The sequence below is a fragment of the Nitrospira sp. MA-1 genome (genome assembly GCA_032139905.1).
Taxonomy (GTDB): domain Bacteria; phylum Nitrospirota; class Nitrospiria; order Nitrospirales; family UBA8639; genus Nitrospira_E.
Window position 1 is genome coordinate 159,120 of the sequence record JAQJDB010000004.1, and the last position, 14,845, is coordinate 173,964.

Genomic DNA, 14,845 nt, shown 5'->3' on the forward strand with positions numbered 1-14,845 from the left:
GGCTAAGATTGAATGGAAGAAAGGGGAAATCGACCTCATTGGGCAAGCCTCCGGGAAGCCTTGCCCGATGAGTGTTCAACTAAGGCTATCGCCCGGCGCCCACAGGTTGTTTTTTGGTTGCTGCACCCATTTTGCGGCATTCTTCCGCGCAACGGCGACAGGCTTCTGCACATCGTCGGCAATGCTCGTTTTGATGTTTCTCACATTCCTCCGCACAGGCGTCACAAATTGTGGCGCAAATGTCGCAGAGTTCCGCACTGAATTGAGAATCTCGACTCATAAATGCCGTACAAGTCCAACAGATATCTGCGCAGTCTATGCAACGCCTGGCACAGTCCGGCATCTCACCCAAGCATTGATCTGAACATGATTCGCACTCCTCTGCACATTGCACACAGGCTTCCAAACAAGATTGGTGTTGATGAGCCATGAATCAATCCTCCTTTCCTGAGGCTGCCCGTCACATCCTCATTGAAAAAATAGAATAAAACCGATTCCTGTCCACCCACGATAACCGGGTGACTTCCCGAAGAAAACTGTCGATAACCCTGGAGTAGTGTGATAGCGAGGCTGTAAATGTTGTGTGCTTTTGGAAAGAGAAGCTCCAGCTCCACAAAAATTCGCAGGCGGATATCGTGGTTTAACTAATCTTAAAACCAGAGCCTTACGCCCACCACGAATCGTACCTGACTTGGATTTCCTCCTTCTTTCCGGACAAGCGAGGCGGTATCTCCAAAACTTTTGTCCAGGGAGATTCCCACGTAGGGGGCAAATTCCCGTCTGATTTCATAACGCAGCCGAAATCCCAATTCAAGGTTATTCAGTCCTGAACCCGTTGTGAACTTTCTCACACGTTGAATCGCGGCATTCGTCTCAAAGCGAGGCTGGAGGATCAGCCGTTGCGTGAGGGAGAGATCTTTGGTCGCGGTCATTCGTGCGGACAGGTCCCCATGTTGACTAATGAAGAGGGCGGGCTGAATTTCATAATTATACGGCACGAGACCTTGGAATCCGATCACCGCCAGTCCCCGCGTAACATTCCGCCCACGATAAGATTGGGTTTCGACGCGCCCCCCTATCTGAAAATCGTAATACTGTTGAATGAAGCGTCCGAAGAGGAGTTGTGAATCAATGTCATAGTCGGCCTTAAATGCCGTGTCCCGCTGGCCCTCGCTTTTGAACCAGATTCGATTGTAGTCACCGCCGTACCACCCCTCGATGTCCCACCGGTAGTCGTCATTACTTTCATTCCCACTAAAATTTGGACGGTATTCAAGGACGTCGGCGAGGAAAAACCCGTGACGCTGCTCATCCATGACAGGACTGGGCCAGTCCGCTGTTTTGGATACAGGTGATTCCGTCTCGGACATTTCTCCCAATACCCCGGATCGGGTGTCAGTCTGGCCTTCCGGCTGTCTCGTTTGGGGATGGTGTGGGTGTTGATGAGTGGACGTTGATTCGTCGGGGATGGATTGGGCAAAGATGACGGATGAATGGGAATTCCAAATGAGGAAATTGATGACCGTGAGTGAGAGGATGCATCGAACAGATGTCCTCATGAACGCACCGAAGGTTCTTCGTCGGAAACCTCGACGACGCGGAACATGCCTGCTTCCATGTGGAAGAGTAGATGGCAATGAAAGGCCCAACGTCCGGGAGCGTCCGCCGTGATGGCGACCGAGATCCGCTCGGCCGGTTTCACGATGACAGTGTGTTTGCGGGGTAGGAAGGCTCCAGTTCCGTTCTCAAGGTGCATCCACATCCCGTGCAAATGCAGGGGATGCTCCATCATCGTATCGTTGACGAAGGTGAAGCGGAGGCGTTCGCCGTCACGAAAGAAAATGGGCTCTTTGGCTTCTGAATATTTTTTGCCGTCGAATGACCACATGTAACGTTCCATGTGGCCCGTGAGGTGGAGCTCAATTTCGCGCCCAGGCTCCCGCTGGTCGGGATAGGGTGCAAGGCTTTTCAAGTCGGTGTAGACCAGCACCCTGATGCCGGTATTCTCCAGCCCAATGCCAGGCTCATCGAGCTGTTGACGCGAATATTCGGCGACGGATTGATTGCCGGTACCATGATGACCGGGCGCATGTTGGACAGGTGTGCTGCCGGGAATCATCGAATGGCGAGATTCATCCGGTGGAAGGTCTGACATGTCGTGCTTGTCATGAGTGTTTGGCTTCTGGTGTTTTCCTGGCATGTCCATTCCCTGGTGGTTCGACGGTGTCCCGCCGTGCTGATCATGTTTGTTCATATCGGCCATGTCCATGCTGTCCATGTGCATGCCCATGGCAGCCATGGTCCGGAGGGGCCGCGGACGACGGTCGGGGAGGGGTGCGACCATTCCTGCGCGCGTAGCCAATGTGCCGCGTGCATAGCCGCTTCGATCAAGCGTTTCGGCAAAAATGGTATAGGCCCGATCCTTGGCTGGTTGGACGATCACATCGTAGGTTTCGGCTGGTCCGATACGAAACTCGTCCACCACCACGGGCTGCACGTTTTGCCCGTCCGCCTGAACGACGGTCATGGCAAGTCCGGGCAGGCGCACGTCATAGAAGGTCATGGCCGTTGCGGCGATAAAGCGAAGGCGCACCCGTTCGCCTGGACGAAAGAGTCCCGTCCAATTTTGCTCAGGTGCCAAGCCGTTCATCAAATAGCTATAGGCGTACCCTGTGACGTCGGCGAAGTCCGTGGGGTCCATTCGCATCCCGTCCCACATCAGATAGTTCTGCAATGCCGGCCACAATCCCATTCGTGACACATCGGAAAAGAACTCGGGGGCGGTGCGCTTCTGGAAATTATAGTAGTCACTTTGCTTTTTGAGATTGCCAAAAACCGATTCCGGCGACTCGAAGGTCCAATCCGAGAGCACCACCACATAATCCCGATCGTAGTGAAACGGCTCCGGCTCAAGCGGATCGATGATGAGCGGTCCGTAAACACCCGATTGTTCCTGGAAGCCGGAATGACTGTGGTACCAATAGGTTCCGCTTTGCCGGATGGGATAGCGGTAGCTGAAGGTTGAGGCGGGCTTGATGCCGGCAAAGCTGACGCCGGGCACGCCATCCATGTCCGGCGGAAGAAGCAATCCATGCCAGTGAATGGACGTATCTTCCCTCAACCGGTTCGTGACATTGAGTGTCACATGTTCACCTTCCTTCAAACGAATTAAAGGGCCGGGTAACGTGCCGTTAATGGTCTTGGCCATTCCGGTCAACTCTCCGATTTGAAATGGAGATTCGGCAATGCGTAGATCAATGGTGGTTCCGCGTAGTTCTGAAGGAGATCCTGGTACTGCCATGGTTGTGTCGGCCAGAACATAGGAAGGAAGGAGGCGAGCCATAGCCGTCATCATTCCCAGCGCACCGACCCCTTGCAGTAACGAACGCCGCGTCATCCAAGTGTCCTTATCCTTGTTGATGCTCATGGGTAAACTTTCATGATAGTCGGGCCATATGAAACACCGCTTGGTTTGGAATCAATCCTGATCTTCATAGTAATCATTTGGTGCCGATATTGGTGGACTCGATTCAACCGTGCCATATTTTCTGAACGGTGGAGCGTTCCGAATGACGGGATGACCGGGAGCCAAATCGGCCGCTTTGAGGAAATGGGGACGCGCGGCTGAGACAGGACCTTTCTTGTAGAGGGCCATGCCCAGGTTGTAATGGGCTTCCGCCAATTTTGGTTGGGCCTGAACGGCTTCTTCGTATTTTATAATCGCAGAGGTCCACCGGTGTTCGGCAAAGAGACGATTGCCATCCAGGAGCAGTTGGGCGACCAGTGGAGTCGCATTCTCGGGTGGCGGGAGAGGTTCGTTTTGCGGCGGTTGAGGTGCGGTGGCACAGCCACCTACTCTCAACATGATGAGAAAAATTCCGACCCAAAAGTGAATTTCAAAGACGTTTCGTTTTTTTATGACTTTCAGATTGTAAGTCATTGGGCTTACATTTTTTCCTTAACCTTGATCAATTTTGGCAAATACCGGGCTTTCTGTTCTTGCACGGATGTTTTTCCGGAGTTCCCAGCCTTCTGAAACGCGATTCTTCCCTTCCGCATAATCTCAGGGCCGCGATAGGCAAATCCAATAATGGGATCGAGCTGGCTTTGCACTTGAGGAATTTGGGCCTTCGCGACTTCCCACCGCTGTCGAGTCACTCGAATCTCCGGATTTTGCTGCTTCGTTTCCCCAGTAAGGGTTTGAAGGTTGAGATGGGACTCGGCAGCCGAGAGTGGCGGTCTAAGAAGAACGATGCACCGCAATAGGCTGGTAGTCACACCCGGCATGAATACACGTCGGCTCTGGAACAGTTGCATAAATCTTCCTCACGGAATGAAAGACGTTCAATGGGTGAGCCTGGATGGTGGCTCCCGGGCTCTTACAAGAAATGCGTTTGTGAGGAAAACTCAATTCAAAAGAGCAGAAAAACGCAGGAAGAGAAGGGGATAGGAGGAGAAATGTGTGGCGCGTGCAAACATGAAATTCTGAGAAGAGCCATGGGTGAAGAGATCAAGAATGTGGATATGTGTGGCTGGCAAGGCGACAACGGTTAATACCTTCAATTGCTCGGTGGCGCTGCTGAGTTGATCAGGACATACCCTGTGGTGATCCGAAGGTGTAAGGGGAGAAGCCGGCTGCGAGGAGTGACTGGCCGTTCCAGAAGAGGACATCGGACAGTACGCGCCCGCTACTCCGCATAGGAGAAAGGAAACGATCAGCGCGATAGGAACAAGAAGGTAAGCTGTCTTAGTATGGAGTGCCATCAATGGACGATTTGTTCTTTTCGCGTTATCCAAAATTCTCTGGATGAACTATTTAAATTACTCCTTTGGCATACGTTACAATAAATACACTGCTACAGCAAACATAATGCCATAGGTAGTCCGTGATGGTTTTCAAAACTTTTGTCCATTGGAATTGTTCAAAGATCACAGCAATGTCCAGCACATTCTACCCAGGGATTAGGGATCATCAAGGTTCATAACGATTCACGACTTCGTCAGATCAGGTGGAACGCCAGGAGGACGGACAAAGTGCGAATTGGAGCTGAGGAAACTTGTTTTCCTCCACCACATTTGTGTTAGGTTTAAGAAATCATCACGAAGAACCGATCCGCAGAGAAGGAGCAGGGTTTCGGTGAATAAGATGGCCCACACATGGCTGAAAGTATGGTTGATCCTCTGGGTTATTTGTCTGCCCCTAATTCACATCCATCCCGAAACCGATCACGCCCATGGAATGCCTGGACATGTTCATGGGGGAACCTTCCACACCGATTTAACCGGTTCTCCCATTTGTGCATTCGAAGATCATCGGCATCATCATGATTCTCACTCCGCAGGGAAGCTGTTTGGAACTCCCGATTCCTCAACACATCCTCTTCATGGTATTGAACATGACACCTACAGCTTTTCTGTTCTCAATTCATCCATAGATCCCATTCTCGAAGGACATGCGTCATCCACCATCAGTGCTGTCGTAGTTTCCAGGAAGCTGGAGACGCCGGGTACATTTTTTGTTGCGAGAACTGATTTCTTTGTACCCGAAATACGATTGTTAGTTTGGGCCTACATCCTTTCGCCTCGTGCTCCTCCCTTCCTCTCCATCTAAATTTTCTTGGAATCTCTGACTCCTTAATACCATCCACGCTTCGAATGCGTGCAGTGGGGAAGATAATAATTTTCCTCGTGTCATTCCTGGTCCGATTTCCTGAGAAAAGAGGTCTCAGCTCTCCAGGGCAAAAGGACATATACCCGTCCCGTGTGTGGAGTCGGAGACTTGGTGAAATCTGTTAACGAGCAATTATTGAATCTCCTGTCATGGTGGAGTGGCATGATGAAACAAAAATATTTTGTCGCCATATTGTTTTCTTTCCTGTTCTGTCACGTGCAGTCCTATCCTGCTAAGGCCTCCGAGTCCTTGACCGTTGAGCAGGCCGTCCAGACCGCTCTGGAGACGAATCCGGATCTTTTGGCGGCCCGCCAAGAAGTAGAAATTGCTCGAGGGCGGAAGGTCAATGCGTTTCTTTTCAATCGGTTCAATCCAACTATCAATGGCCAAGTCTGGAATCGGAATAATCCGGGATCGGGAAATGTCACGGACTCACGGGTCATGCTGTCACAAGAGGTGGAAGTGGCCGGCCAACGCGGAATCCGAAGAGAGGAGGCTGTTCGAAATGTCTCCCGGGTCGAAGCCCAAATTGAAAATCGTGAGCGACTTATTGCCGGGCAGGTGAAACGTGCCTTCTTTCAGGCACTCACCCTGGCCAAAGTTTTAAAACTGCGGAAGAAAATCGAAATGCTGAACCAGCGTATTCGCGATGCCTCTCAGGCGCGATTTCAGGCCGGCGTTATCCCGATCATGGAGTACAATTTAGCGGAAATCCGCTATGGCCAGGCCCGAAAAGAGACCTTCTCAGCGAAAGCTTCATTTCAAAATAGCTTGGTGGACCTCCGCCGGTTATTGGGGTGGGAGCCTGACAGAGAAATTGAGCTGAGCGGTCAACTCAGGAATTCACCCAAGGAGGTTTTTTTGTCAGACCTGCTTCACCTGGGAAAGGCACAGCGGCCTGACCTCTTAGAGGCTAAAAGGGAGGTCTTACGGGGCGAAGCCGCTCTGGACCTCACCCGTCGGCTCATCGTACCGAATCCAACATTTCAAGGAAACTACTGGACGGAAACCGAAGGGCCTGAGGGAGTCAGTAACCTGGTGGGCGGAGGCATCAGCATTCCTTTCCCCGTATTTGATCGAAAGCAAGGTGAATTGGTGACGCAGGGCGGAGAGCTCAATCGAGGCCGGCATCAGGTTGTGTCCGTCATGCGGAATATCGAACAGGAAGTGAAAACAGCTTTTCAAGCCTACGAAGCCGCTCGCCAATCTGTGGAGGTGTTCGAAGCGGAAGTGCTTGAACGAATCGATGAAAATTTCCGATTTATCGAGGATGCCTATCGGGAGGGCAAGATCGGGTTATTGCAACTCATTGTGGTTCAAGATGATCTCATCGTTGCTCAACTATCCTATGTGGATTCTCTTGGCCAGTATCGCGAGGCTGAAGTGAATTTGGCCCAGGCAGTGGGGGAACAGTCTTGAAAGAAGAGGAAGACGTATGAACAATTCAATACGGGACTCTGTGCTTATTCTATTCCTGCTGATAGGCGTTGCCTGCCAGGACAGGCCAACCCCACCCGCTCCTGAGGAGACATCAACCGATCAGGAACAGCGTCTTCAATCTGATACATATGACGAACAGAATCGCCAGGGTGAGTCCGACCAACATGAGAGAGAAAAGCATTCCGAGGAGATCATCCTTGCCCCGGAAGCCTTGGAAGGCCAAGCCTTCCAGACGGTCGTCGTGGAGCGGGGTGTCGTGAGAGAAGGGATCCAGGCCACCGCCAATATCCAACCGAATGCGTACACCCTGACTCATGTGAGTCCACGAATCGAAGGGAAAGCGATTAAGGTGATCGCTGAACTCGGGGATCTCGTGAAGCTGGGCGAGACCCTCGCGATACTCGATAGCATTGAACTGGGTTCGAAAAAATCAGCCTTTCGACAGGCCCGAACCGTTCTTCAGGTCAACAAAGCCAATTATGCTCGTGAAAAACGGCTCTTCGCGCAACAGATCTCTTCGGAGAAAGACTATCTTGATGCAAGGGGGGCCTATCAACAGAGCGTGGCCGCGTATCAAGCGGCCTTTGAAGCGCTCGAACTGGTCGGACTCTCTCACAAGGACATTGAAGCGATCATTGAAAATAAAGGTGGCCATCATCCATTGTCGTCATTTTCCCTAACGGCAGCTCAAAAAGGCACCATCATTGAGCGGCACGTGACGCCAGGCGAATTGATCACCCCGAGAGATAAGCCCTTTACCATTGCCGATCTGAGTACGGTGTGGATTCTTCTCGATATCTTTGAGAAGGATTTGGCCGGTGTCCGCGTAGGAGCCAATGTCCGGATTTCGGTTGATGCCTACCCGGGAGAGGTCTTTCGTGGCACCGTGGTCTACTTGAGTAATCTTCTGGATCCAGGAACCCGGACTGTCGAAGCACGAGTGGAGATTCCCAATCCGAAAGGACGTTTGCGTCCTGGGATGTTTGCGAGGTCTTCGATTGCCCATTCAGGCTCCCAAGGGAAAGAGGTTCTTCGGGTTTCTCAGGAGGCCGTTCAACACATCGAAGAACAACCTGTGGCGTTCGTGGAGAAAAAGCTTGGAACCTATGCAAAACGCGGGGTTACCCTTGGCGCCAATGATGATCCCTATGTAGAAATTGTCAGCGGGTTGCAAGAGGGCGAGCGTGTCGTTACCAAAGGATCGTTTTATCTGAAATCCATCCTACTGGGAGAAGCACTCGGAGGGCATGGCCATTAAGAGGAGCGTAGCCAGGGTCTCTTGCTGACCAAAGGATAGGGTGTCATGCTGAATCGAATTTTCGAATTTGCCTTACAGAATCGATTTCTCATTCTGGTCTTTACCGGACTGATCATCGCGTCAGGACTGTACTCGATGACCATCCTTCCCATTGATGCCGTTCCGGATGTGACCCCGAATCAAGTCCAGATCCTGACCAATGCGCCGGGCTTAGGTCCGGTGGAAGTGGAGCAATTCATTACCTTTCCCGTTGAAACGGCAATGTCAGGGCTGCCGGGGATTGAACTGATTCGATCCGTCTCGCGTTTCGGTCTGTCAGCCATCACCATTTATTTCGATGAGGACATGGATCTCTATTTCTGCCGCCGCCTGGTGATGGAACGATTGCCGCAAGCGCGGGAGGCCATTCCGCAAGGATTGGGGACGCCGGAAATGGGGCCCATTTCCAGTGGCTTGGGGGAAATCTACCAGTTCGAGGTGAGGGGAGAGGGATTCTCGCTCATGGAATTGCGGACAATTCTGGATTGGGACATCGCCTTTAAGCTTCGTTCCGTTCCCGGTGTGGTTGAGGTCAATGCATTTGGCGGGGAATTACAGACCTATGAGTTTCAGCTGGATGCCACGAAATTAGTGGCCTACGATCTTGCCATCGGGCAAATCTTTGAGGCGCTTGAGCAAAACAATGGGAATGCCGGAGGGGCTTATATTGTCCATGCTCAAGAGCAGTATTTGATTCGTGGAGAGGGACTCATTCAATCCCTCCAGGATATTGAAAATATCGTGGTGGCCACGAGGAACGACGGTACTCCGATTTATCTTCGCAATCTTGGCCAGGCTCAATTCGCACCCATGGTCCGCCAGGGAGCCGTGACGCGGGATGGAAAAGGCGAGGTGGTCACCGGCATCGTCCTCCTGTTGATAGGGGAGAATGGACGGGTGGTGGTGAACCGGGTGAAAGAGAAACTGGAAGACATTAAAAAATCATTGCCCGAGGGCGTCATCATTGACGCGTATTACGACCGCATTGATTTGGTGAACAAGACCATTCACACCGTGGGCACGAATCTGATCGAAGGGGCTCTCCTCGTCATTGCCGTCCTCTTATTGCTGCTGGGGAATATCCGTGGGGGCCTCATTGTGGCCGTCGCCATTCCGCTCTCCATGTTGGTCGCATTCACGGGCATGGTGTCTGCCAGAATCTCAGGAAACCTGATGAGTCTGGGTGCCATTGACTTCGGCCTCATTGTGGACGGCTCGGTCGTCATGATCGAAAACATCGTGCGCCATATCGCCGAACGTCGGAAAACAACTCAGCAATCAGGCCGTATGACGGGTGAGGAAATCCACGAGGTGATCCGGGAGTCGGGGCGGGAAGTGTTACGTCCCATCTTCTTTGCGGTGGGAATCATTATTATCGTGTATCTTCCCATTCTGACACTCGAAGGTATCGAAGGGAAAATGTTCACGCCTATGGCGGTGACCGTCATCTTCGCCTTGGTGGCGTCCCTGGTTCTCGCCTTCACTCTGACTCCGGTTCTGGCCAGCCTCTTTCTTCGGAAAGGAGTGAAAAAAGAAGAAACCTGGTTGATCCGACATACCAAGCGAATCTATCGCCCTCTGTTAACCCGTACGATGCATCATCCTGCCATCACGGGTGGAGTGGCCGCTGCATTGTTTGCAGGAAGTCTGGGAGTGGCCTCGTTTATGGGCGCGGAATTTATCCCCAAGCTAGATGAGGGCTCCATTGCCCTACAAGCCTGGCGCTTACCGAGTGTTTCGCTTGAAGAGTCTGTGGCCAATACCACCCGTATCGAACAGGTGCTGAAGGCCTTTCCGGAAGTGACCACGGTGATTTCCCGGACAGGCCGTCCGGAAATCGCCACGGATCCCATGGGCGTGGAGATTAGTGATATCTATGTGTTGTTAACACCCGATCATGAATGGACAACGGCCGGAACCAAAGACGGGCTCATCCAAGCCTACGACGCGGCCTTGAAAAAAGCCGTGCCGGGAACCACGTTCAGTTATTCGCAACCCATCGAGCTTCGGGTTCAGGAACTCATCGCGGGCGTACGTTCGGAAATCGCCATTTCCATTTTTGGTGAAGACATGGATCAGCTCAAGACTATTGGGGACCAGGTTGTGAAAGTGGTCTCGAAGGTGGCGGGTGCCGCTGATGCGAAAGCCGAGCAGGTCTCGGGTCTTCCCTATCTTCGTGTGATTATTGATCGGGAAGCAATTGCGCGCTATGGAATCAACACCTCACAGGTTCTCGATACGGTCAGAGCCATAGGGGGTCGCACGGTCGGTCAGGTGGTCAAAGGCAATCGCCGGTTTTTCATTCAAGTCCGTTTTAGCCCGGAAGACCGGAAAAACTTCGATCGAATTCGAAATATTCGAGTGGCCGACCCACGGGGCCGTTTGATTCCTATCACCCAACTCGCCGACATTCGAGTTGAGACGGGGCTGGCGCAAATTAGTCGGGAGAATATTCACCGGCGGTTGTCGGTGGAGACCAATGTGCGAGGTCGCGATTTGGCCGGCTTTGTGGCTGACGCCCAACAGGCCGTAGAGACGCAAGTGAAGTTGCCTGAAGGATATTGGATCGAATGGGGTGGGCAATTCGAGCAACTTCAACGGGCTTCAATGCGGTTGGCCATTGTCGTGCCGCTGGCGTTGTTTTTGATTTTTGTGTTGCTCTACACCATGTTCAATTCAGTCAGGCCGGCTGTGCTGATCTACTTAAATATTCCTTTGGCGGCGACAGGAGGCATCCTGGCATTGTCCTTCCGTGGGATGCCGTTTTCCATTTCCGCTGGAATAGGTTTTATCGCTCTGTTCGGTGTGGCTGTCTTGAACGGGGTGGTCTTAATGTCTTATGTGCTGGATCTACGGAAGAAAGGCCTTTCGGCTGAAGAAGCGGCCTACCAAGGAGCTGTGATCCGTGTACGCCCGGTTCTCATGACGGCCCTGGTCGCGAGTCTGGGATTTCTTCCGATGGCTCTTTCCACATCGGCAGGAGCCGAAGTGCAACAGCCATTGGCCACCGTGGTGATCGGAGGGCTCATGACGTCAACGGCGTTAACCCTGTTCGTACTGCCGACCTTGTATGTGTGGGAAGAACGATTGAGGGAACGATGGCTTTCCACCAGGTCTACAAACTCCATGGATAGTGTTCGTTAATTTCTCATTGTCTTAGGCCTCGCTTTGATACCGGCTGCGGGAATTTTGCCGGGGTGGTGGTCACTGAGTTCGTCAAGGTCTCCGATCAGGCTGGGCATTTGATATGAAATGCTGCGGAGGAGGTTCAAGTTTGACTGATCATTGCCCATGTGAGTAGAACTTAAATGAATGAATAACCGGCAAGCAGGTTAATCCATTATCTGTAATTCCTTTCGCCGCCAAATTAAATACATGAGGGGGAAGACCAACAGTGTGAGCACCGTCGCCGTGACCATTCCGTCAATCATCGGCGCCGGTGCCTTGGGCGACAGGGGGTCGTGCGGTCGTCATGAAAAAATGTCGCTGATGATGGATGTCGCTACCCGCATGACCCTTTCACGCTGTCCTTTCCCGAAAATAGGCATGTGACCGGCAATGGTCTCTCCAGATAGAATGCGCTCGCACTCATGCGACACGTCATTATCTCATAGATTTCATGATCCCATTTTTGATTAAAATTCAACGCTGGTTCGACCCCACCGTGCTCCAGCTCGGACGCGAGTTGCGAGTTTCCTATTTGCCACCGCTCATGGTCTACGTGGCGGCGGGCATTTCCGGGCTCACCGGGATCGTCGGGACATTCTTCGTTAAAGACTACCTGGGCCTATCGGCGGAATTTCTGGCGGCACTGGGATTCTGGGCTGGTATTCCCTGGGCATTAAAGATGCCGCTCGGCCATCTTGTCGACCTCATCTGGCGGTACAAGGCGGGACTCGTGTACGTCGGCGCCACGCTGATCGCAGGCAGTCTCCTCATCATGATCGGGTTGATCGGGCACACCGATGCCATGCGCATGATCATGTCGGCGGAGGCCTGGTTTGTACTAAGCGCGTTGCTCGCGCCGGTGGGCTATGTGGTTCAGGATGTGGTGGCGGATGCGATGACGGTAGAGGCCGTTCCTCGTATTGACGAGGACGGACAACCGGTAGAAGCGGAACGACGCCGGCTCATGCATACCACCATGCAAACCCTTGGCCGGGTGGCGATCATCGGCGGAAGCGTCGCGGTCGCGCTGCTCAATGTGGCCTTGTTCAGCGGCGTGGAAGCGATGTCCGGTGACGCGAAAGCTGAAGTGTATGTCCAGATCTACAAGCTTGCGCTGCTGATTCCCGTCGTATCCGTGCTTGGGGTCCTGCTCGGCGGGTATCTGAAACGACGCGACAGGAAGCGGCTCGAAAGCCAGGGCTATGGTGCGAGCGAAGCGAGATACCTGGTCGAGGGGCATACCGCACCAACGCGACCAAACTGGTGGATACTCGGGGGCAGCCTTATCTTCGGGATATTCACCCTCTCCACGGGGCTCAGCGGCGTACCCTACAATCAGGAGATCATTTTCGTCGGTTCACTCACCATCATTTTATTTTTGATGTCGCGGTTGGTGGGCGCGCTGGACACCGAGGCCAGCCGCACACTGGTGGGTACCGCGATCATCATCTTCGTGTACCGCGCCATCCCTACGCCCGGTGCAGGCTCGACCTGGTGGATGATCGACGAACTGGGTTTCGACCAACAATTCCTCTCGGTGCTGTCCCTGATCGCGAGCACCATCACCCTATTCGGCATGTTCATTTTCAGGCGTTTTATGGCGGAGAGATCCTTCGCCTATATCGTAGTGGTTCTCACCGTCGTGAGCACCTGCCTGAGCCTGCCGATTATCGGCATGTTCTATGGTCTTCACGAGTGGACCGCAGCCCACACCGGCGGTCTGGTGGACGCGCGATTTATTGCCCTGGTCGATACCGCCCTCGAGTCGCCCCTCGGTCAGATCGCCATGATCCCGATGCTCGCCTGGATTGCAAACTCCGCTCCCGAAAATTTGAAGGCCACCTTCTTCGCGGTCATGGCGTCGTTCACCAATCTTGCCCTTTCGGCGAGTCAACTGGGAACAAAGTACTTGAATCAGATCTTCATCGTCACGCGCGACGTGGAGGATCCCGCGACCGGCAATTTGTCCGTGCCGGCGGATTACAGTGAGCTTGGGACGCTGCTCATTGTTGTGACGGCAGTGGGGCTTGTCCTTCCATTACTGGCCATCGTGCTGGTACGACTTTCGCGACTGCGCAGTGCCTGACGAATGCACCTGTTGCGGGGAATAGGAATGGTACCAACCCTTGTTGACTGGACTGGAACGGACCAAGGAACTCGTTGAGGAACCACTCTCCAGACTTTGCTGTCCGACATGCGGGAGTTCATCCTGCGAGTAGGGCTGACCGGCCCATTGTTCCAGGATCGGACCAGCCTGTCGCTCCATTGTGGTGTGTGAGTGGGAGAACCGGGCAAAGGGGGCATGCCGACTCAAGAATTGAGCCGGAATCCAGAGGGGAGATGAGGCTGACTGCAAGGGGGTGTTGAATAATAATTTCCAAGGGCATATTGACCCACAGACACGTTGCCTATCAGAGGCCTCGGGGCGGTTCAAAAAAAAATGATGCCCTGAGCCTTTCGAAGGGTTCGTCCAGACCTGCCCTGAGTCATGTCGAACGGAAGACCGCAGTCATTTTTGCGCGCAGAGCGTACTTCCCGTATGTGAGCACGGAAACATGGCAAAAACGCCGCTGGCGGCGTTTTTCAACAGCCCCCACTTGGATCGATGAGCTTACCAGGCAATGGAGTACTGGCGACGACCTCTCCCTCGAAACGGATGTGCTCTCACAACGTGCTGATCGGATCTGGGGGAAACGGAAGCCTCTTTCGGCGCAGGACGTCGGTGTATTCGATTAGGATTCTGTCATTGAAGCAGGCAGAGAGGCTTCTGGAAGCCACCATCATGATAATTTCTCCTTGTGGGCCGAAAGGAGAAAAGAACCCAGAGACAAGCGCATTGGTATCGACAACAACCCACACTTCCGCTTGGCTGTCCGAACAGCCTTTACTTCGGTCGTAATGTCCTCCAAGGACAACTTATCTGTTCCTGTCTCTATTGAATGAGATTGTACTTTTTCGACGGCCGCAACTGCGCTGGCCCGTCGTACCGCAGAAAATGATTCTTCAGGGTTGTCTTCCGATACCGCAGAAAGAATGGCCACAGGTTTGCCATTGGATATGAGAACAAGATCGCATTCATGGGCCAATTGATTCCAACCCTGTCCCGGACGTCCACCTAAACCACGAACGGTCATAAATTTCATATTAACCTCTGCCCGCGCGGATTAGTCTGTGCCCGCGCAGGCTCATCCGGTGATTGTCACTAGGAGCCTGTGGGACTGAGGATGAGGGCTGCAAACGTGTCGAAGCGGTCCATATTTCGCCGGCGA

General features: G+C 53.0%; 12 protein-coding genes. 5 read left to right on the forward strand and 7 right to left on the reverse strand.

Features of this window, described 5'->3' with window-relative positions:
* Positions 1–85: 85 nt before the first annotated feature.
* The 6 genes from PJI16_03755 to PJI16_03780 all read right to left on the reverse strand — a co-directional run bounded on the left by PJI16_03755 (position 86) and on the right by PJI16_03780 (position 4,764).
* The gene (locus tag PJI16_03755; GenBank protein ID MDT3776673.1) at positions 86–430 is read right to left on the reverse strand and encodes a four-helix bundle copper-binding protein; all 345 of its coding nucleotides are present in this window, start codon (positions 428–430) and stop codon (positions 86–88) included.
* 220 nt (positions 431–650) lie between these two features.
* A complete protein-coding gene (locus PJI16_03760) occupies positions 651–1,559 on the reverse strand; it encodes a copper resistance protein B (protein MDT3776674.1) in 909 nt (302 codons plus the stop codon).
* Complete coding sequence (locus PJI16_03765) at positions 1,556–3,397, reverse strand: copper resistance system multicopper oxidase (protein ID MDT3776675.1); 1,842 nt, start codon at positions 3,395–3,397, stop codon at positions 1,556–1,558. The genes PJI16_03760 and PJI16_03765 overlap by 4 nt, the downstream gene beginning before the upstream one ends.
* 81 nt (positions 3,398–3,478) lie before the next feature.
* Positions 3,479–3,940, reverse strand: coding sequence for a tetratricopeptide repeat protein (locus PJI16_03770; protein ID MDT3776676.1), 462 nt, complete (start codon positions 3,938–3,940; stop codon positions 3,479–3,481).
* Between the two features lie 5 nt (positions 3,941–3,945).
* On the reverse strand, positions 3,946–4,317 hold the full coding sequence (locus PJI16_03775) for a hypothetical protein (GenBank protein MDT3776677.1): 372 nt from the start codon (positions 4,315–4,317) through the stop codon (positions 3,946–3,948).
* A gap of 90 nt (positions 4,318–4,407) precedes the next feature.
* Positions 4,408–4,764, reverse strand: a complete 357-nt coding sequence (locus PJI16_03780; protein ID MDT3776678.1) for a hypothetical protein — start codon at positions 4,762–4,764, stop codon at positions 4,408–4,410.
* A gap of 373 nt (positions 4,765–5,137) precedes the next feature.
* On the opposite strand from PJI16_03780, the gene PJI16_03785 reads away from it, so the two are divergent.
* The 5 genes from PJI16_03785 (at position 5,138) to PJI16_03805 (ending at position 13,662) form a co-directional block, all read left to right on the forward strand.
* A complete protein-coding gene (locus PJI16_03785; protein ID MDT3776679.1) occupies positions 5,138–5,611 on the forward strand; it encodes a hypothetical protein in 474 nt (157 codons plus the stop codon).
* Between the two features lie 171 nt (positions 5,612–5,782).
* Positions 5,783–7,090 (forward strand): TolC family protein, encoded by a 1,308-nt coding sequence (locus PJI16_03790; GenBank protein MDT3776680.1) that lies wholly within the window; start codon positions 5,783–5,785, stop codon positions 7,088–7,090.
* A 16-nt stretch (positions 7,091–7,106) separates the two neighbouring features.
* Entirely contained in the window at positions 7,107–8,369 is a 1,263-nt protein-coding gene (locus PJI16_03795; protein MDT3776681.1) for an efflux RND transporter periplasmic adaptor subunit, read from the forward strand.
* Between the two features lie 45 nt (positions 8,370–8,414).
* Positions 8,415–11,552: a CusA/CzcA family heavy metal efflux RND transporter gene (locus PJI16_03800; GenBank protein ID MDT3776682.1), complete on the forward strand. Its 3,138-nt coding sequence runs from the start codon at positions 8,415–8,417 to the stop codon at positions 11,550–11,552.
* A 475-nt stretch (positions 11,553–12,027) separates the two neighbouring features.
* A complete protein-coding gene (locus PJI16_03805) occupies positions 12,028–13,662 on the forward strand; it encodes a hypothetical protein (protein MDT3776683.1) in 1,635 nt (544 codons plus the stop codon).
* Positions 13,663–14,356: 694 nt separating this feature from the next.
* Here the strand turns inward: PJI16_03805 and PJI16_03810 are convergent.
* Positions 14,357–14,719, reverse strand: a complete 363-nt coding sequence (locus PJI16_03810; protein ID MDT3776684.1) for a type II toxin-antitoxin system Phd/YefM family antitoxin — start codon at positions 14,717–14,719, stop codon at positions 14,357–14,359.
* Positions 14,720–14,845 lie beyond the last annotated feature (126 nt).

Coding starts and splice junctions, on each gene's coding strand:
- PJI16_03760 (MDT3776674.1), bottom strand. CDS start 1,559: ATGAGGACATCTGTTCGATGCATCCTCTCACTCACGGTCATCAATTTC.
- PJI16_03800 (MDT3776682.1), top strand. CDS start 8,415: ATGCTGAATCGAATTTTCGAATTTGCCTTACAGAATCGATTTCTCATT.
- PJI16_03805 (MDT3776683.1), top strand. CDS start 12,028: ATGATCCCATTTTTGATTAAAATTCAACGCTGGTTCGACCCCACCGTG.
- PJI16_03795 (MDT3776681.1), top strand. CDS start 7,107: ATGAACAATTCAATACGGGACTCTGTGCTTATTCTATTCCTGCTGATA.
- PJI16_03775 (MDT3776677.1), bottom strand. CDS start 4,317: ATGCAACTGTTCCAGAGCCGACGTGTATTCATGCCGGGTGTGACTACC.
- PJI16_03770 (MDT3776676.1), bottom strand. CDS start 3,940: ATGACTTACAATCTGAAAGTCATAAAAAAACGAAACGTCTTTGAAATT.
- PJI16_03765 (MDT3776675.1), bottom strand. CDS start 3,397: ATGACGCGGCGTTCGTTACTGCAAGGGGTCGGTGCGCTGGGAATGATG.
- PJI16_03810 (MDT3776684.1), bottom strand. CDS start 14,719: ATGAAATTTATGACCGTTCGTGGTTTAGGTGGACGTCCGGGACAGGGT.
- PJI16_03755 (MDT3776673.1), bottom strand. CDS start 430: ATGGCTCATCAACACCAATCTTGTTTGGAAGCCTGTGTGCAATGTGCA.
- PJI16_03780 (MDT3776678.1), bottom strand. CDS start 4,764: ATGGCACTCCATACTAAGACAGCTTACCTTCTTGTTCCTATCGCGCTG.